This window comes from Gemmatimonadaceae bacterium (genome assembly GCA_040882285.1).
In the GTDB taxonomy this organism is placed as follows: domain Bacteria; phylum Gemmatimonadota; class Gemmatimonadetes; order Gemmatimonadales; family Gemmatimonadaceae; genus JACDCY01.
Genome location: JBBEBQ010000005.1, coordinates 509,669 through 527,632, shown reverse-complemented (window position 1 = coordinate 527,632; position 17,964 = coordinate 509,669). Strand labels below are relative to the sequence as shown.

The 17,964-nt window shown below is 66.7% G+C and carries 21 protein-coding genes; 15 read left to right on the top strand and 6 right to left on the bottom strand.

Features of this window, described 5'->3' with window-relative positions:
• Positions 1 to 200 precede the first annotated feature (200 nt).
• Genes atpE through WEA80_03350 form a run of 3 tightly spaced genes read left to right on the top strand, consistent with a single transcriptional unit; the run spans position 201 to position 1,657 of the window.
• Positions 201 to 482 carry an ATP synthase F0 subunit C gene (atpE, locus tag WEA80_03360; GenBank protein MEX1185604.1) on the top strand — a complete coding sequence of 94 codons (282 nt, stop codon included), beginning with the start codon at positions 201 to 203 and terminating at the stop codon, positions 480 to 482.
• Between the two features lie 54 nt (positions 483 to 536).
• Entirely contained in the window at positions 537 to 1,121 is a 585-nt protein-coding gene (gene atpF, locus WEA80_03355) for a F0F1 ATP synthase subunit B (GenBank protein MEX1185603.1), read from the top strand.
• Positions 1,121 to 1,657, top strand: coding sequence for a F0F1 ATP synthase subunit delta (locus WEA80_03350; protein ID MEX1185602.1), 537 nt, complete (start codon positions 1,121 to 1,123; stop codon positions 1,655 to 1,657). The genes atpF and WEA80_03350 overlap by 1 nt, the downstream gene beginning before the upstream one ends.
• 63 nt (positions 1,658 to 1,720) lie before the next feature.
• On the opposite strand, the gene WEA80_03345 is transcribed toward WEA80_03350, so the two are convergent.
• The 3 genes from WEA80_03345 to WEA80_03335 form a co-directional block, all read right to left on the bottom strand.
• The gene (locus WEA80_03345) at positions 1,721 to 1,951 is read right to left on the bottom strand and encodes a hypothetical protein (GenBank protein ID MEX1185601.1); all 231 of its coding nucleotides are present in this window, start codon (positions 1,949 to 1,951) and stop codon (positions 1,721 to 1,723) included.
• A 19-nt stretch (positions 1,952 to 1,970) separates the two neighbouring features.
• Positions 1,971 to 2,927: a hypothetical protein gene (locus tag WEA80_03340; protein MEX1185600.1), complete on the bottom strand. Its 957-nt coding sequence runs from the start codon at positions 2,925 to 2,927 to the stop codon at positions 1,971 to 1,973.
• A gap of 168 nt (positions 2,928 to 3,095) precedes the next feature.
• On the bottom strand, positions 3,096 to 3,374 hold the full coding sequence (locus WEA80_03335) for a hypothetical protein (protein MEX1185599.1): 279 nt from the start codon (positions 3,372 to 3,374) through the stop codon (positions 3,096 to 3,098).
• Positions 3,375 to 3,502: 128 nt separating this feature from the next.
• Between WEA80_03335 and WEA80_03330 the strand changes: the two genes are divergently transcribed.
• From WEA80_03330 to WEA80_03320, 3 genes are read left to right on the top strand one after another with little or no spacing between them, the layout of a single operon-like run.
• Positions 3,503 to 3,943: a cupin domain-containing protein gene (locus WEA80_03330; protein ID MEX1185598.1), complete on the top strand. Its 441-nt coding sequence runs from the start codon at positions 3,503 to 3,505 to the stop codon at positions 3,941 to 3,943.
• A gap of 52 nt (positions 3,944 to 3,995) precedes the next feature.
• The gene (locus tag WEA80_03325; protein ID MEX1185597.1) at positions 3,996 to 4,976 is read left to right on the top strand and encodes a sugar phosphate nucleotidyltransferase; all 981 of its coding nucleotides are present in this window, start codon (positions 3,996 to 3,998) and stop codon (positions 4,974 to 4,976) included.
• 44 nt (positions 4,977 to 5,020) lie between these two features.
• Positions 5,021 to 6,181: an MFS transporter gene (locus tag WEA80_03320; protein ID MEX1185596.1), complete on the top strand. Its 1,161-nt coding sequence runs from the start codon at positions 5,021 to 5,023 to the stop codon at positions 6,179 to 6,181.
• Here WEA80_03320 and WEA80_03315 read toward each other — a convergent pair.
• From WEA80_03315 to WEA80_03305, 3 genes are all read right to left on the bottom strand, one after another.
• Positions 6,178 to 6,372 (bottom strand): YbdD/YjiX family protein, encoded by a 195-nt coding sequence (locus WEA80_03315; protein MEX1185595.1) that lies wholly within the window; start codon positions 6,370 to 6,372, stop codon positions 6,178 to 6,180. The two genes, WEA80_03320 and WEA80_03315, sit on opposite strands and share 4 nt — an antisense overlap.
• Positions 6,369 to 8,738: a prolyl oligopeptidase family serine peptidase gene (locus WEA80_03310; protein MEX1185594.1), complete on the bottom strand. Its 2,370-nt coding sequence runs from the start codon at positions 8,736 to 8,738 to the stop codon at positions 6,369 to 6,371. Before WEA80_03310 ends, WEA80_03315 begins: the two co-directional genes overlap by 4 nt.
• A gap of 211 nt (positions 8,739 to 8,949) precedes the next feature.
• Positions 8,950 to 11,004, bottom strand: coding sequence for a carbon starvation CstA family protein (locus WEA80_03305; protein MEX1185593.1), 2,055 nt, complete (start codon positions 11,002 to 11,004; stop codon positions 8,950 to 8,952).
• Between the two features lie 239 nt (positions 11,005 to 11,243).
• Between WEA80_03305 and WEA80_03300 the strand changes: the two genes are divergently transcribed.
• From WEA80_03300 to WEA80_03260, 9 genes are all read left to right on the top strand, one after another.
• Positions 11,244 to 11,885 (top strand): hypothetical protein, encoded by a 642-nt coding sequence (locus WEA80_03300; protein ID MEX1185592.1) that lies wholly within the window; start codon positions 11,244 to 11,246, stop codon positions 11,883 to 11,885.
• A 1-nt stretch (position 11,886) separates the two neighbouring features.
• The gene (locus WEA80_03295; GenBank protein MEX1185591.1) at positions 11,887 to 12,744 is read left to right on the top strand and encodes a metallophosphoesterase; all 858 of its coding nucleotides are present in this window, start codon (positions 11,887 to 11,889) and stop codon (positions 12,742 to 12,744) included.
• On the top strand, positions 12,741 to 13,409 hold the full coding sequence (locus tag WEA80_03290) for a SprT-like domain-containing protein (GenBank protein MEX1185590.1): 669 nt from the start codon (positions 12,741 to 12,743) through the stop codon (positions 13,407 to 13,409). Before WEA80_03295 ends, WEA80_03290 begins: the two co-directional genes overlap by 4 nt.
• Positions 13,410 to 13,501: 92 nt before the next feature.
• Positions 13,502 to 13,825 carry a hypothetical protein gene (locus WEA80_03285; protein MEX1185589.1) on the top strand — a complete coding sequence of 108 codons (324 nt, stop codon included), beginning with the start codon at positions 13,502 to 13,504 and terminating at the stop codon, positions 13,823 to 13,825.
• A gap of 128 nt (positions 13,826 to 13,953) precedes the next feature.
• Positions 13,954 to 14,523, top strand: coding sequence for a hypothetical protein (locus WEA80_03280; GenBank protein ID MEX1185588.1), 570 nt, complete (start codon positions 13,954 to 13,956; stop codon positions 14,521 to 14,523).
• Positions 14,427 to 15,212, top strand: a complete 786-nt coding sequence (locus WEA80_03275; GenBank protein MEX1185587.1) for a sensor histidine kinase — start codon at positions 14,427 to 14,429, stop codon at positions 15,210 to 15,212. The genes WEA80_03280 and WEA80_03275 overlap by 97 nt, the downstream gene beginning before the upstream one ends.
• Entirely contained in the window at positions 15,209 to 15,850 is a 642-nt protein-coding gene (locus WEA80_03270) for a response regulator transcription factor (protein ID MEX1185586.1), read from the top strand. The genes WEA80_03275 and WEA80_03270 overlap by 4 nt, the downstream gene beginning before the upstream one ends.
• Positions 15,851 to 15,959: 109 nt before the next feature.
• Positions 15,960 to 17,132, top strand: coding sequence for an acyl-CoA dehydrogenase family protein (locus tag WEA80_03265; protein ID MEX1185585.1), 1,173 nt, complete (start codon positions 15,960 to 15,962; stop codon positions 17,130 to 17,132).
• Positions 17,133 to 17,324: 192 nt separating this feature from the next.
• The gene (locus WEA80_03260) at positions 17,325 to 17,870 is read left to right on the top strand and encodes a hypothetical protein (protein ID MEX1185584.1); all 546 of its coding nucleotides are present in this window, start codon (positions 17,325 to 17,327) and stop codon (positions 17,868 to 17,870) included.
• Positions 17,871 to 17,964: the final 94 nt, after the last annotated feature.

Sequence of the window (17,964 nt, the reverse complement as noted above, 5' to 3'; positions counted from 1 at the left end):
TCACTAGTCACTAGTCACTAGTCACTAGTCACTAGTCACTAATCACTAGTCACCGTTTCAAGGTGCCGGCCTAGCTCACCGGCGCTGGACGTAGCCGGCCGAGTGGCTGGTGAAGCTCGTTGGAGCCCGGGCTCCGGTGACGAGCGGCGCGAACTACTGCGCGAGCCGTGCAGTCTCACTTACGTACGTGGAGTATGACAATGGATCTCTTTCTTCTGCAGGAAGCGGTCGCCGCGCCGGGCACGAATTACGCGGCCGCGTGGGCGCAGCTCGGAGCCGGCATCGGCGCCGGACTCGCCGTCATCGGCGTAGGACTCGGGATTGGCCGCCTGGGCGGCCAGGCCATGGAAGGCATGGCCAGACAGCCGGAGATGGCCGGCAAGATTCAGACGGGATCGCTCATTCTCGCGGCGCTCATCGACGCGCCCGGCCTGTTCGCGATCGTCGTGGCGTTCATGATCGCGACCAAGTACGTCGCCTAACAACCTCGCGTCGTATCGGGCCCGGGCCCGGTGCGACGTCACCAGGGTAGAGACATGCGCAAGATCCTGACGCTCCCGTTGCTTCTCCTCGCGGCTCCGGCATACGCGGCCGAGCCCGCGGAAGGCACGAGTCTCATGTCCGCGAACACTGGAGTGATGTTCTGGGTGCTCGTAATCTTCATCACGCTCTGGATCGTTCTCGCCAGGTACGCGTTCAAGCCGATCACCGCCGCGGTCGAGGCGCGCGAGGCCGCGCTTCGGGAAGCCATCGAGGCGGCGAAGCGGGATCGCGATGAGGCGGCGCTGCTGCTGTTGCAGCACCGCGCGAAGATCGAGGAAGCGCGCGCCGACGCTCAGCGGTTCATCGCCGAGGCGCGGACGGCGGGGGAGAAAGTTCGCGCGCACATGCTGGAGGAGACCAAGGCCGAGCAGCAGGAAATGCTGGAGCGCGCGCGGCGGGAGATCGAGGCGGAGCGCGATCGCGCGATCGCGCAGCTCAGGCGCGAGGCGGTGGAGCTCGCCATCTCGGGCGCCGAGAAGGTGATCGAGCGCAACCTGGACAGCGACGCCAACCGGAAGATCGTCGAGACGTTCCTGGCTTCGATCCCGGCGTCCAAGCCGGACCGCGCGAGCCGCTGATGCGCGACTCCAGCATCGCGCGCAACTACGCCGAGGCGCTGCTCGCGTTAGCGAGGAAGGCGAAGGATCTGGACGGCTGGGCGAAGATGATCAGCGACTTCGCCGCGGCGGTCGAGCAGGACACCACGCTGCGGCGCTTTCTGGAATCGCCGCGGGTGAGCGCGGCGCAGAAAAACGAGGTCATCACCAAGGCCGTGCAGGACCGCGTGCCGAAGCTGTTCCTGGAGTTTCTCCGGGCACTGCTGCGCAACCGGCGGCAGATGCTGATCCCGGAGATTGCGGTCGAGTACGCCAACCTGGTGGACGAGTCCGTCGGTCGCGTGCACGCGCGCGTAACGGTCGCGAAAAAAACGTCGGCCGACGAGAACAACGTCATCGCGCGCGAGCTGTCACGCGCCGTGGGGAAGGAAGTCGTGCCCCACATGAGCGTGAACCCCGCGATACTCGGCGGGGTGGTCGTGCGGATCGGCGACACGGTCATGGACGGGTCGGTGCGGCGCCGGCTATCGACTCTCCGGCGACGGATGCTGCGGTAGAGCGTCGGCGCGCTCGGGATGCAAAAAGCCCCGCCATTTGGCGGGGCTTTTCTCATTTCCGGGCTAAGGAGTGTCGTACACCAGCCGAAGCAGTGGCTTCCCGCGGTACGTCAACCAGGCCTCCACTATGAACCGGATGACATATGCGGACCCCACCTGTGGAATGGCGCCGCGCCACCAATCGGCGCCCGATCCTTCGGCCAGCCAGATCAGGGTGCCCCAGCCGACGAACGAAAGAAGTATGACGATCTCCTGCAGCACCGCCAGACTGAAAGGCTGCTCACGCTTGGTCATACGAACCCTCAGGTTTGGGTCACTGGAGAACTATGGATATCAGGGTCCCTGCGGACGCGGCACCGCCCTCGATGGCTGCGCCGGCCGCGATACCCTGCCATCCGCCGGACCATCCCTTGATACCGCCTTTGACTGCGCCAGCCAGGTCGGAAACGCCGACCTTGCGGGCCTTCGACCAGAAGGAACCGTCGAGCCTGGTGCCCGGCGGAGCGATGAGGTCTCGTGAGAACGACGACCCGCTATCCGGGATCCGGGGGGCGTCGAGCTCGATCCGGTTGTACGTCTCAGCCGACATCGCGTCGAGCAGCCCCTGCTCCTGCGTGGAGTAGTTCGCTTCCCAGTATTCGACCGAGCTCAGCCCGACCGATGCCGCGGCGACCACGACTTCGGCTTCGGCCTCGGGAAAATTCGCCCTGGCGTATGCCACCTTCTGCTCGAAGAGGGTCGCGATCTCCGCCTGCGAGACGCCGGATTCCACCGCATATGCCATCTCCGAAATCAACGCGTCAAGCTCGGGTATCGGCGTGCCGTCCCCGGCGAGCGAGAAACGAGCGCCGGGCTTACGGTGGCGCAAGCCGGCGCATCTGCCTCCGGCAACGTCGTCACGGATCGAAGCGGGATCCGCCGGAATGTTTCGCGCTACCACGAAATCGCGCATGGCCTGAGCGATCACTTTGCAGATTCTACGCTGGTCCGCGCCGTGCCGCACGGCATCGAGGAGCCGCGGATAGGCATAATCCAGGAACGCGTTGTGATACGCGCCGACGTTGCGGGCGTCGAGCGGCCCGAGACCGGGGGGATTCTTGGCGGCGCTGATCTCATCGTTTGCGATCGGCGCCAGTGCGTCCCCGCCGCAAGCCAGGGCCAGCGTACTTGCCGCGATGGCGAGCGCAGCCAGAATAGCGCTCGTGTGCCTGCCGACTTCTCTCCAGCGACCTCGCGCCCGAGGGCGCGCACTGCGGGTTCTCGACAACATTCATCCTCCTCGCCAGGGTTTCGCGTGCGTTTGGTGCACGCGACGCGAACCTCGCGGGAAGGGCTGTCCCCTGCGTCACCATTTCGTTCCGGGTCGTAACGGGTATTCCCGGCGGATTTTTGGTCATCTGACTTATTTCAGAAGCTACGGGAGCCCGTCAGCCGGGCGTCACTTCGGGACGCACACCGTCGTGAGAAGCTTTAATGGCTGGTGCTCGAGCTCGCGGATGTACGGCGCGGGCAGGAGATCGGGCCGCGTCGAGAGCACCTGCCCGAGCTTCACGTACGCCGAGCCGAGCTCGACGAGGCGCTTGCGGAACGCGACCGCTTTGTCCTGCCCTTCGTCCGGGGGAGCTTCGCCGTCGGTGGCGAGCTCCGCCGTCGGTGGCGAGCTCCGCCCCCTGCACGCTGAGAAGTCCCTGGTTCCTGGCGAAGTCGCGCAGGCCATAGTTGGTGAACAGACCTATGGTGGACGCGAGTCGCGGGAGGTAGCGCGGCGCCAGTATCATGCGGCCCTCAAAGGAGAACCCGTGCCCGGCGGTTGCTGCTCTTCGACGCAGTGCGAGATATTACTGGATGCCCGCCCCCACCGAAGATCAAAAGCGCGACCAAACGTCTACCAGCGACTCCGCCCCGCGCTCCGGCAGGGTGGACGTCCGCGTCGTCCCCAAGCCCTGGGGACACGAGACCATCTGGGCCAGCACCGACCGGTACGTGGGCAAGATCTTGCACATCAAGGCGGGGCATGCACTCTCGATTCAATACCACACCGTCAAGGACGAAACCGTCCACCTGCTGTCCGGCGAGATCATCTTCCGGGTGCAGACGGGTCCGACCGAAAACGATCTCGAGGACGTACGGCTGCGCGCCGGCGAGTCGTTCCGGATCACGCCGCACACCGTGCACCAGATGGAAGCCGTGACTGATTGCGACGTGCTGGAAGCGTCCACCGCGCACCTCGACGACGTCGTGCGATTGCAGGACAGGTACGGGCGGGAAGGGACGAGCCAACCATGACGACTAAGAGCGCTATTGGCTGTTGGCTATTGGCTATTGGCTACTGCAAAATATGAAAGTCATTATCCCATTGGCTGGAAAAGGCACCCGTCTGAGGCCGCACACGCACGTCACGCCCAAGCCCCTGCTCAAGGTCGCCGGCAAGCCGGTCATGGCGTACGTGCTCGACGAGCTCAAGCGGCTCGGCGACATCGACCAGATCATCTACATCACCGGACACCTCAAGGAGAAGGTCGAAGAGTTCGCCCGCACCTACGACTTCCCCTCGGTGTTCATCGAGCAGAAAGTGCAGGACGGGACCGCCGGCGCGATCGCGCTCGCGCGCGAGTACGTGGACGAGCCGGTGCTGATCATCTTCGTGGACACGATCTTCGACGCGGACCTGTCGCTGGTGCATAAGACCGACGCCGACGGGATCATCTGGGTGAAGGAGGTCGAGGACTATCAGCGCTTCGGCGTGGTCGTCACCGACGCCGACGGCAACATGACGCGCATCGTCGAGAAGCCGAAGGAGCCGATCTCCAGGCGCGCCAACATCGGGCTGTACTACGTCAGGAACTGGAAGCTGCTGTTCGAAGGGCTCGACCACGTGCTGGCGTCGCCGATGAACATGGGCGAGTACTATCTCACCGACGCATTCCAGTACATGATCGACAAGGGCGCGAAAATCAAAGTCGTGGACGTGGCGGGGTGGTACGACGCGGGCAAGATCGAGACGCTGCTCGACACCAACCGCGTGATGCTCACGAAAGGTTACGCCCGCAAGCCCGCCGCTCACGCGGGCGTGAAGATCGTGGATCCCGTTTACATCGAGGATGACGTCACGCTCAAGGATTCCACCGTCGGCCCGAACGTGTCCATCGGGAAGGGGAGCGTGATCGAGGGGTCGGAGCTGAGCCACACGATCGTCGGCACGGGCGCGAAGATCAGGAAATCGAAGCTGTGCAACTCGCTCATCGGCGACGAGACCGTGCTCGACGGCCTCCGCGGTGAAGTGACGGTGGGCGATAACTCCGAGGTGCGGGTCACATAGCGACCAGGCCGAAGCTCGGCCGCACCGTAATCGCGCTCGGCGCGGTGAGCTTCTTCACTGACCTGTCGAGCGAGATGATCTACCCGCTGCTGCCTCTTTTTCTCAGCACGACGCTCGGCGCCAGCGCGTCGTTCATCGGCTTTATCGAAGGAGCCGCCGAGTCGGCGGCGTCGCTGCTCAAGCTCGCCAGCGGCTGGTGGTCCGACCGCATGCGGCGCCGCAAGCCGCTGGTCGTGGCCGGATACGTCCTCGCATCCGCCGTCAGGCCACTGATCGGATTGGCGCAGAGCGCGTCGCAAGTGTTGCTGCTCCGGGTGACGGACCGCGTGGGCAAGGGGATTCGCACGGCGCCGCGTGACGCGATGATCGCCGAGTCGGTGGATCCGTCGATCAGAGGCCGCGCCTTCGGGTTTCAGCGGGCGCTGGATCATTCTGGTGCGGTGGTCGGTCCGGTCGTCGCTTTCCTGCTGTTGCGTGAGCTGGGGCTGTCCCTGCGCGTCGTCTTTCTGCTGGCCGGCATTCCGGCGGTGATCGCGGTCGTTCTCGTGGTGGTGGCCGTGCGGGAGCGCCGGCCGGCCACACCGGCTCCCCTCGTCGTCGCGACGGCGCCACGACTGCACGGGAAGTTCGACAAAAAGTTTTGGGTGTTCCTGGCCGCAGTGCTGTTGTTCACGCTGGGCAATTCAACGGACGCGTTTCTCCTGCTGCGCGCGACCGACCTCGGCGTTCCGATCAGTCTGGTCCCGCTGTTGTGGGCGTACCTGCACGTGGTCAAGTCCACGACTGCTACGATCGGCGGGGGTCTGTCCGACCGGTTCGGGAGGAAGCCGCTGCTGATCGCGGGATGGCTGCTGTACGCCGCCGTGTATTTCGCGTTCGCCGTCGCAATGGACGCATGGCACGTGTGGGTGCTGTTCGGTGCCTACGGCCTCTTCTTCAGCCTGACCGAGGGAGCCGAGCGGGCGCTCATCGCCGACTTCGTGCCTGCCGCCGACCGCGGATCCGCGTTCGGCTGGTTCCATCTGGCGGTCGGGCTCGGCGCTCTGCCCGCGTCCGTGTTGTTTGGGCTCGTGTGGGATCGCTTCGGCGCAGCCGCCGCGTTCACGATGGGCGCCAGTCTCGCCATTGCTGCGACGCTGGCTCTCCTGGCGGTGCACACGGGAGCGCCACCGAACCGGGCCGGGCCGACGGTCGGCGTCCTCTAACAGCAGCGCGCACCGGGCTTCGAGTAGCGCGCATGCAATCTGCTGCACACAAAATCTTCGCGGTCGAGCGGCGTCTGGTTCGGATGCGCGAGCTGCATGTGCTCCAGATACTTCTCGTAGCTCGGCGCGCCGATGACTGTGCGTACGAGCTCGCCCGCTCGCGTCAGCCACGCTTTCAGCGACGTCCTCATGGAACGCGCCGCACCGGCAGGTTCTCCTCGAAGATCTCGTAGATCCGGCGATACTCGTCGGTCCACGACGACGGCCGCACGAACGCGTGATCCTCCACCGGATATACGGCCAGCTCCCAACCGGTCTTACCCAGCTCGATCAGCCGCTGCGTCAGCCGCACCACGTCCTGAAAGTGCACGTTCGTGTCCACCATGCCGTGCAGGATCACGAGCGGGTCCTGTAATCCCTGCGCGAAGTAGATCGGCGACGATCTGCGGTACGCGGCCGAATCCTCCTGCGGCCGGTTCAGGATGTTGGACGTGTAGCCCTCGTTGTAGTGTGCCCAGTCGGTCACGCTGCGGAGCGCGGCGCCCGCGCCGAACCGGTCCGCCTCGTTGAACAGCGCCATGAGGGTGATGAAGCCGCCGTAGCTGCCGCCGTAGATCCCCACGCGCTCACCCGGTATTCCGTGCTCGCGCTCGAGCCAGCGCGACGCATCCACCTGGTCCTGCAGATCGCGCCCGCCGAACCAGCGGTAGATCGCCGTGCGCCAGTCGCGCCCGTGTCCCGCCGAGGCGCGGTAGTCGAGATCGAGCACGACGTACCCCTTCGACGCGAGCAGCTGGTTGAACATGTATTCGCGCGGGTACTGCGACCAGAAGTTGCCGACGTTCTGCAGATAGCCGGCGCCGTGCACGAAGATCACCGCCGCGCCGTTGGGCTGCGCGCCGATGTCGGACGGCCGGTAGATGTGCGCGGGGACCTGCACACCGTCCGATGCCGGAATCATCACGATCTCCGGCTTGATCCAGTTGAACGATCGCCATTCCTCCGACGGCGAAAGCGTCAAGCGGTGCATTGGCGCGCCGGCCCTGTTCTCCAGGAGGTACAGGTCGGGCGGCTGATTCACGTGCGAATACACGTCGGCCAGCCAGCGCTGGTCGCGCGACACGGTCACCTCGTGGCCGCCGGACCAGCCCGTGATCCGCCCGCGCGCCCCCCCGTTAACCGACATCCGGTAGAAATGGCGCTCGAACGGCGACGGCTCGTTGGTGTGCAGGTAGAACCACCTCCGGTCGGGCGAGAGCTCCACGTCGTGCACCTCCCACCGGCCGCTCGTGAGCTGGCGCTTGTCGCTGCCGTCCGGGCGCGACGTGTACAGGTGGGCGTACCCGTCCGCCTCCGACACGTACCAGATGCGCCGCCCCTCGTCGTACCACCCGGCGCAGCCGAAGCACGGGCCGGCCACCCACGCCGTGTCGCGCAGCACGTCGGCCGCGCGCATGTTGCCCGACGCGTCCACGGTGTGGATCGTCCGCGTCTTGTTGTCGAAGCTCTTGGAGAAGAGCAGGGCGTGCGTCCCGCTCTCGTTCCATCCGATCGCGCGCGTGAAGCCGAGCGCCGTGTCCCCGCCGAACGCGCGGAGCCAGGTGGTGCGGCCCGACGGCAGCGAGACGAAGCCGATGCGCGAGCGCCCCTGCGTGTCGCCGACCTTCGTGCGCGGCCGCAGCTCGTCGGTGTAGCCGGATTCGGTGACGTACTGCGGCACGCCGGCGATCCGAGCGCCTTCGGGCTGCGCCGTCAGCACGACGACCATGGCGTCCGCCCTGGGAGAGACCGACATCGAGCTGATCCGCTCGTTCTTGCCGAGGAAGATCGGCTGGAGCCGGCGAGTGGCAAGCGAGATCGAATCGACGCGCCTGATGCTGTCGGCGCGCGCGCGGTCGCGGATTGCCTCGAACAGCTCGAGCTGCTGCGCCTCGAGGAACCCGCGCTGCGTCACGCGGACGGAATCTGCGCGCCGCGCGGAATCCGCCGCGCCGCCGAACCGCAAGTCCGTGTGCTGCCGGAGCGAGCCACCGCCGACGTCCACCGAGAACACGTTGTTGTCCCGCACGAAGAAGATGCGAGTGCCGTCGGCGCTGAACCGCGGATCGCTCTCGCGGTCCACCGTTTCCGTGAGCCGCCGCACGCTCCCGCTCCCTTCCACGATGACGAAGAGGTCGCCCTGGTATTCGACGACTCGCCGGTCCCTCCTCGCCGACAGCACCCCGGTCGCCAGCAGCGGCCCGACCGTATCCATCTGCGCATCAGCGACGCGCTCGGGCTTGCTGCCTGGCGCGGCGCGGACGCGGTACGGCTTCGGCGTCTCTCGCCAGTCCGCGCCCGGCTCGACCCACCGGAAATAGATCCACCGGTTGTCCGCCGACCAGGCGACCTGCTGCGGCGGCCGGCCGTACAGCTCGGGGCCGCGCATGAGGTTCGCAATCGTCAGATCGAAGGGCTGGGTCGCCGTGGGCGCGGGAAGCGGCGGGGGACTGGCGATCGGCGCCTGTGCGAACAGCGGAGAGGCTAGGAGAAGCGAGGCGAAAGCGAATCGAAGCATGGCAGTCATCGGAAATGGGAAATCAGGGAAAAGCGCTGCGTCCTGCGTCCTGCGTGCTGCGTCCTAGCAGGATTCTGGTGAGCTGACAGTTGGTGCGGTACCACTTGCATCTCACAAGCAATCCCTCAGCCGGTGGTCCTGACGGGCGCCGCAAAGTGAGCCGGAAGCCTGACAGGACGCAGGACGCAGGACGCAGGACGCAGGGTAGTTCTCATGCGGCCTTGTCAAAAGGTACCTCCGTGCTCACCGCGACCTTCTGCCCTGACAGAACCAACCACCATTCATGCGCGGCCGCGACGATAACCACCACCACCGCCACCATGAACGCCCCTGCTACGAGCGCGTTCAGATAATCGTTGAATATCATGTGCCGCGCGGCCGCCACGGTCGCGACGCCCGCCGGCAGCTCGCCGGTCGCGATCCGCTCCGACAGCCAGCGCGCGTGCGACAAAAAGCCCAGCCGTGGCTCGGCCGCGAAAATCTTGATCCACCCCGCCGAAAGCGTGACCGTCGCGACCCACGCCAGCGGGACCAGCGTGACCCAGGCGTACCGCGCCTTGCCCATCTTGATGATGATCGTCGTCCCCACGCACAACGCGACCGCGGCGAGCAGCTGATTGGAGATCCCGAACAGCGGCCACAGCGAGTTGATCCCGCCGAGCGGGTCCACGACTCCCTGATACAGGAAGTGACCCCACATCAGCACGAAGATCGCGCTGCTGATGACGATCGCCGGGTACCATGACGCGCGGCCGAGCGGCGCCCAGACGTTCTTGCCGATGTCCTGCACGATGAACCGGCCGATTCGCGTCGCAGAGTCGAGCACCGTTAGAACGAACAGCGCCTCGAACATGATCGCGAAGTGGTACCACACGGCCATAGAGGACGCGCCGCCGAGCACGTTGGAGAAGATCGTCGCCATCCCGATCGCGAGGCTCGGCGCGCCGCCCGTACGCGACAACACCGTCTGCTCCTGGATGTTGCGGGTCAGGACGTCGATCTGGTCCGGTGTGACCGTAAATCCCCAGGACGAGATCGCCTGCGCCGCGCTCGCGCTGGTCGCGCCGATGGCGGATGCCGGCGCGTTGATCGCGAAGAAGATCCCCGGCTCGAGCACGCACGCGGCGATCAGCGCCAGAATCGCGACGAGCGATTCGGTGAGCATCGCGCCGAAGCCGATGAAGCGCGCGTCGGCCTCGTTCTGGATCATCTTCGGCGTCGTCCCCGAGGCGACGAGCGAGTGGAAGCCGGAGATCGCGCCGCACGCGATGGTGACGAACGCGAAGGGAAAGATCTTGCCGGCGAAGATCGGCCCCGTGCCGTCGGTGAATTGCGTGAGCGCAGGCATCCGCAGCGGGGGCAGCAGGATCAGCACTCCGATCGCAAGCGCGACCACGACGCCGATCTTCACGAACGCCGAGATGTAGTCGCGCGGGGCGAGCAGCAGCCACACCGGCAGAACCGAGGCCGCGAAGCCGTACGCCATCAGCGACCAGGCGAGCGTCCTTCCGCTCCAGGTGAACATCGGCGCGAGCGTCGCGCTGTCCGCGACCCACTGTCCGGCATACACCGCGACCACGAGCAGTACGAGCCCGATCATGCTGGCTTCGATGATCCGTCCGGGCCGGATGAACCGCAGGTACACGCCGACGAACATCGCGACCGGCATCGTGAAGATGACCGTCGCGGTGCCCCAGGGACTGACCTTCAATGCGTTGACGACCACGAGGCCGAGCACGGCCACGATGATGATCATGATCCCCAGCACCGCCAGCAGCGCGGCGGCGCCCGCGACGGGTCCGATCTCTTCGCGCGCCATCTGCCCGAGCGACTTGCCGTCGCGCCGGATGGACCCCGCGAGGATCACCATGTCCTGTACCGCGCCAGCGACCGCCACGCCGACGATGATCCAGAGCGCGCCGGGGAGGAAGCCGAACTGCGCGGCGAGCGTCGGCCCGACGAGCGGCCCCGGGCCCGCGATCGTGGCGAAGTGGTGGCCGAAGACGATCCACTTGTGCGTCGGCACGTAGTCGCAGCCGTCGGTGAGCCGCAGCGCCGGCGTGGGACGCGCGGGGTCGAGCGCGAAGACCTTGGCCGCTATGAACCGGCTGTAGAATCTGTACGCAACCAGGTACGTGGACACGGCCGCGACCAGCAGCCACGCGGCGCTGATCGTCTCGCCCCGCGAGAGGGCGAGCCAGGCGAAGGCGACCGCGCCGGCGAGGGCGACGCCGGTCCACAAGAGAATGGAAGGGAGTTTGCGCATGCTCGGGAGTGGGGCCGGCTCCGGAAGTGTGGACGGGGGATCCAAGTTTGGAGTGTGGCAGTGAGGAGTAGTCAGTTGGGAGTTACTCCTTACTCACCCCTCCGAACTGCCACACTCCTTACTTGGATTCCCCGTCACAACTCCCGAAACCTGCTGCAGCCAAATTGAGCCGCGGCTAGTTTTGGGGCAAGAACGCAGCTGTTGGCTATTGGCTGTTGGTAAACAACCTATCAAGGCAAATGGCACCTCGTATCCTTGCGGCCCTTTCGCTGACAGCCTCGCTCGCGTGCGCGACGGCCCAGCAAGGGCCAACCGCGGAAGAGCAGGCCAACGTCCGCCTCGGCGGCGACGCCGTGGTCGTCCTGCCGCTGCAGCGCATCGCGCCCACGGCGTCCGCCGCCATGCCGCCGCAGCTCGCTAATCTCGCGTGGCCGGCGCTGCGCGAGAGCTTCAACGACACGCTCCGCAGCGCGTTCACGACGCGCGCGATCGCGGAGACCTGGGTCTGGCCGGCCGACCTGCGCCAGGCGCACCGCCGGAACCCCGCGCTGCTGCCCGATCCGTTCGAGCTGTCGGTCGGCGCGCTCCGCGGGATGCGGCTCGAGCCCGACACCGACCTCCCCGAGCGGCTCGGCGGGGAGCTACGCACCCTCCTGGCCGTCTCCGAAGGGCGGCGCTACTTCCTGCTCCCGCTCGACGTGACGCTCGCGCACGGCGCGGCCGGCTTCACCGCGAGCGGCCAGGCGATCCTGGTGGACGGGCGCAGGCAGCGCGTCGTCTGGGCCAGGCGGATCACCGGGGCGGCCGCGCCCACCGCGGAGGGCGCGCTCCAGGCTTATGCCGGAGCCGTGGCCGTCCTGTTCATGGAGAGTGCGCAGTAGCATGAGCAAGGAAGGCGTGACGACGATCTTCCACATCTCGGACCTCCACTTCGGCCGGCCCGCCGTCCCGGAGCAGATCGAAGCAATCGAGACGATGATTCAGGAGGGGGAGTTCGACGTCGTCGCCGTCTCGGGCGACGTCAGCCAGCGCGCGCGGGCCGGGGAGTTCCAGCGCGCGGCGGTGTTTCTCCGCGACGCGCAGAAGGTCAGCCAGACGATCATCGTCCCCGGGAATCACGACGTGCGCTGGTGGCGCGCGCCGCTCGGGCTCGGCCCGTATCCGAAGATCTTCGACGCGTACAAGAGGTGGGTGTGCCACGACCTCGAGCCGGTGTTGAGCATTCCCGGCCTCACGCTCGTCGGGCTGAACACGTCGCATGGAGTCACGTACCGCACGCTCACGCTGAACGTGCGCGACATCTCCATCATCGGCTACGTGACGCGCCCGCAGCTCGCGACGCTGCGGGAGAAGTTCGACCGCGCGCCGGTGGACGACGCGCGCGTGGTCGTGATGCACCACAACCCGGTGAAGGGCGAGCTGTCCCAGCGGCACGGGCTCAAGAACACGCAGCGCATACTCGGCGCGTTCGCCGAGATGGGCGTGGACGTGGTGCTGTGCGGCCACGACCACCAGGAAGCGGTGCACTACATCGAGCACACCAGGAAGGGCACGGTGATATCGACCGCCGGCACGGTCTCCAACCGCTCGCGTGGCGGCCGGCCGTCGTCGGTCAATCTCATCAGCGTGCTGCCGGAAGCGACCGAGGTGACGACGCTCGTGTGGTCGCAGAAGCAGGGGACGTTCGTGCGCGGGCCGCACCAGTCCTTCGCGCGCGCGGTACCGGCCAAGACGGCGTGACCGCGGCGGTTCAGCTCGGGCTCGACCTGCCGGCGGGCGGCGACGACCTGCCGGCGCGGCTGTACGCGCTCGGTCTCGATCCCGGCGTCAGGGTTGCGCTGACCGACAACAGCACCACGATGGTCAGCTTCGGCGACGGCTGGCTGCGGGTGCATCGCGGCTACTCGTCCGCCGGCGACGAAGTGGTGGGTGCCATCGTGCGGTTCGCGCGGGCGAAGCGGCGCGACAGCAGGTCCGAGGCGAAGCGCGTGCTGTTGAGCTATGCCGCGGTGCTACCCGGGCGCCGCGCGCGTGCGCGGCGCGAAGCCACCCATCCCGCCGACGAGCCGTACGCCGCGCGGCTCACGGAGGCGCACGCCGAGCTGAACGCCCAGTTCTTCGGTGGAATGCTCAAGTCCATGGCGATCGGCGTTTCGAGGAGGATGAAGCGCAAGCTCGGGCACTATTCACTTGCGGCCGCGGACAGACCCGCCGTCATCGCGATCGGCCGGCGGCACATCCGGCGCGACGCCTGGGAGGACGTGATCCACACGCTGTTGCACGAGATGGTGCACCAGTGGCAGCAGGAGAGCGGGCTGCCCGTGGCGCACGACCGGATGTTTCGCGCGAAGTGCGGGGAGGTGGGGATAGATCCACGCGCGGTCAAAACGGCCGAACGATCCTGAACCAGCGGGGACTACTACTAGTAGTAGGTTCCCTTGCATCATGCGTCATCTCTTCCGAATGTGAGCGATTCCTACTTCTCAGGAGTCGCGACATGGCTTTTCCTCCGGAACGCAATCACAAGGTCTCGCTCGAAGCCGCCGCGGTGCTCACCAGGGGCTTCCGCGAGGTTGCACCACATGGATCGCCGCTCGCCTCCCTTTTTCCGCGCGACGTATTCGAGCGACTGCTCGCGCAGCCGCGCTGCGCAGGGATCAGGATTTACTATGGGCGGAACGACCGCCGTGAGCACGAGCTCCTACTCGTCGGAGTGGATGGGACGGGCGACGACATGACCGCGGGCGAACTGTTCGATTTCGCGCTGCCCTGTCCGCCGTACTGCGGCGGCGGCAACGTCCTCAACGGAGAGCAGGCCTGAAGCCGACGCTGCTCCAGTACGCGGCCGTAGGAGCCCCTTGGTTCCCCGTACTCGCGGGGTTGATAAGCGCACGCAGCCTGACGAAGGCGCGGCTGGCAATCGTACTCTGGTGCGCAATCGAGGGATCGTTGAACCTTCTTGCCGTGCTGCTCGGCTCGCGGGGGCGCAACAACCTCTGGCTCGGCTACGTCGGTCACCCAATCCTGAGCATGGCGCTGCTGTGGGCCCTGGCTCAATGGCATCCGGCCAAGCCGGCGCGCCTCGCCCTGAAGATCGCGATCCCGCTGGTGCTCCTGGTGAGCGTCGTGCTCACTTTGACACTCGACGATCCGAGGAATTTCAGCCTCGCGGTCGTCCCCTTTCATGCGATAGTGATGCTGCTGGCCACGGTCTGGACGTTCGTCAGCCTGAGCCTCGCAGCCGAGCGATCGCTGGCCGACGAAGACTGGTTCTGGGTCATCGGCGGAGTGATGCTGTATGCCGCGACCGCCGCCGCCATGCAGCCGCTGGCGTGGTACCTTATCCGCGAGCGAGTCGATCTCGTGCACGCCGCCTTCAACGTCCGGGCGGCTGCCCTGGTCCTGTCCTTCGCCGCAATCACATGGGGAATGCTGCTTCGGGGAGCGGCGAGATACTCTGGTGGATCTTCCTGGCCACCGTCCTCGCCGTCTTCGTCCTCATCGGCGGGCTCGGCATAGCCATGGTGATCGCGCAGCGCCGGCTCGTCGCCGTGCACCGCAGCTACACCCAGCGCCTGCTCGAGGCGCACGAGGAAGAGCGCGCCCGCGTCGCGCGGGAGGTGCACGACGACGCGATCCAGCGGCTCGTCGTCGTCAAGCACGAGCTCGACGAGCTTGGCACTTCCGCTCACGGGCTTGACGCCGGGCGTTTGCACCATCTCGACGGGATCCGCAACGAGGTTCAGGATCTCGCCGACGCCCTGCGGAAGCTCGCGCACCGGCTCCATCCGTCCGCGATCGAGCAGGCGGGCGTGTCGGTCGCGCTGGCGCAACTGGCCGAGGAGGTGGAGCGGGCGTCGGACCTGCATGTCGAGCTGGACGTGCCGGACGCTCCACTCCCGCTCTCCCGCGACGCGAGCCTGGCGCTGTTTCGAATCGCGCAGGAGTCGCTGCGGAACGTCGTGCGGCATTCCGGGGTGAAGCGCGCATCCGTGCGGCTGCGGCGCGCGGGAATCCAGGCGGAACTCGTCATCAAGGACTCGGGCGCCGGGTTCGATCCGGATGCGGGCCAGCGCGCGGGGATCGGTCTGGTCGGAATCGACGAGCGCGCCCGCCTGGTGGGCGGCTCGGCCCGCATTCATTCCGCGCCGGGCAGCGGGACGATGGTCACGGTGCGCGTGCCGCTCGAGGAGGCCGTGCAGCCGTGAGTCTGCCGACTCTGCTGCTCGCGGAAGACCACGAGCTGGTCGGACAGGGGCTCAAGGCGATGCTGAGCGCGGACTACGAGGTCCTCGACCTCGTGCAGGACGGCGCCGACGTCGTCGCCGCGGTGAAGCGGCGCAAGCCCGACGTCCTGCTGCTGGATCTGTCCCTGCCGCACCGGAACGGGATCGATCTCCTGGCCGAGCTGCTCAAGGCGAATCCCAAGCTGCGTGTGCTCGTGCTGACCATGCACGTCGACCCGCATCTCGCGAGCATGGCCATGTCGCTGGGCGCCCGCGGCTTCGTTCCGAAAAACGCCGGGCTCGACGAGCTGCGCGCGGCGATCGAGGTGATTCGTGAGGGCGGAAAGTATCTCTCTCCAAAGATCCCCGAGATGGGGAAGCGCGGCAAAGTGGCCGGCCCGACGGGGTTCAGCCAGCTCACGGCCCGCCAGCAGAACATCGTCCGCATGCTCGGGAAAGGGATGAGCTCAGAGGAGATCGCGGCGGAGCTCGGCGTGACCGTGCACACCGTGGCGTTTCATCGCAAGACCATCCGCCGCGCGCTCGGCGTGAAAACGGACGGCGAGATGCACCGGTACGCGATCCTGGTCGCCATGGCGGAAGAGACCACGCGCAAATAACCGAGGCGGGCGTGTCGCCCGGGCGTTGACTCGTGACGAGTCCGCTTCTGTCGCGCTAGATTAGCTCTCTCCGGCTGGTACTCACCGCAACCGCCCCCGCCCGAGAGCCGTGAACGACTTCTACGCCATAGACAGCAGCCTTTCCGAAGACGAGCGCGCAGTGCGCGACACCGTCCGCCGCTTCGTGGACGACCGCGTCCTGCCGATCATCGGCGACTGCTACATAGACGGCCGCTTTCCGCTGGAGCTGGTGCCGGAGATGGCCGAGCTCGGCGTGTTCGGCGCGAACCTGCCGGAAGAGTACGGCTGCGCTGGACTGAACAACGTCGCGTACGGACTGATCATGCAGGAGCTCGAGCGCGGCGATTCCGGTGTGCGCTCGTTCGCGTCGGTGCAGGGCGCGCTGGTGATGTATCCGATCTTCGCGTTCGGCAGCGAGGAGCAGAAGCGCCATTACCTGCCGAAGATGGCGCAGGGCGAGATCATCGGCTGCTTCGGTCTCACCGAGCCCGACTTCGGCTCCAACCCGGCGGGGATGATCACCCGCGCGAAGGAGCAGAAGGACGGCACGTGGGTGTTGAACGGCTCCAAGATGTGGATCACCAACGGCTCGACCGCGCACGTCGCCATCGTCTGGGCCAAGACGGGCGCCACCGACGACGACAAGTCGATTCGTGGCTTCGTCGTGCCGCGCGACACGCCGGGCTTCTCGTCGAAGGATCAGAAGGGGAAGCTCTCGCTGCGCGCGTCGGACACGAGCGAGCTGGTGTTCTCAGACTTGCAGCTCCCCGCCGACGCGATCCTGCCGAAGTCCGGCGGGCTCAAGAGCCCGCTCATGTGCCTGACCCAGGCGCGCTACGGCATCTCCTGGGGCGCGCTCGGCGCCGCGATGGCGTGCTTCGAGGAAGCGGTGAGCTATGCCGGGAATCGCGTCATGTTCGGCAAACCGATCGCCGCGTTCCAGATCCAGCAGGCGCGGCTCGCGGAGATGCTGACCGAGATAGTTAAGGGTCAGCTCCTCGCGCTCCACCTCGGCCGCCTCAAGGACGCCGGCACGTTCACGCCACAGCAGGTCTCGCTCGCCAAGCGCAACAACGTGAGCATGGCGACCGACATCGCGCGCGAGGCGCGGCGGCTGCTCGGCGCCAACGGGATCCTCGCCGAGTACGCGTCCATGCGGCACATGGCGAACCTGGAGAGCGTGTACACGTACGAGGGCACGCACGACATCCATACGCTGGTGCTCGGCCAGGCCATCACGGGGATCAGCGCTTTCGAGTGACGGCGATGTGACTTGAGGGCTCAGCCGTAATGACAATTCACAGTGTCGCCGGCATGCCTCTGTAGCGGATCACGCCGGTCAGGTTGCGGTTCACCATTTACCCGCGCACTTTTTCCGGCGCCTCCGGGGTGATGCGGCACCCTGACGTTCCGTTGCGCCTCCGCACAACCGATTCCACAGGAGCGACACCCGATGCGAACTCTACGGCGACTCGAACGCGTAACGGTCCTGCTTTCCTTTGCCGCACTGGCGGCATGCACGCCGAAGGAGCCCGCGGGCACTGCGGACACGACGGTGACGGGCACGGTGCAAACGGAGCCGGCGGGACCGGTGGAGGCTTCGGGGCCGGTCGCTGACGCGCGGCCGAATCCGGCTACCGCCGCCGCGAAGGGGCAGGATCCCAACATACGACCGGCCGCCGGGACAAACGTGTCCGGAGCGACGGTTACCGCGGCGGTCCCCGCGCACAAGCAGGCCGCCGGCGCAGCCTCCAAGCAGGCCTCGGCCGACTGCGTGGTACGGTTCGACAACCGCACCGATCTCTACATCGCTACGCACGTCGACGGGAATTCGGCGGGCACGCTGGGTCCCTGGGGCGACGTGTACGCGTATGCGGTCGCCGGCCCGACGCGATTGTACGCGCGCGCGGACTTTACCGACGGCAGCATGACCACATGGGGTCCTACCATTGTCGACTGCCCGGCGGGCGGCAGGTACCACTTACGCCTTTACCCGTAGCAAAAACTCTGTGACGTGAGCTTTCGGCGTTCGTCCAGCCGCAGGGTCAGCGATGCGCGTGGAAAGAGGTCCGGGAAACCGGACCTCTTTACCG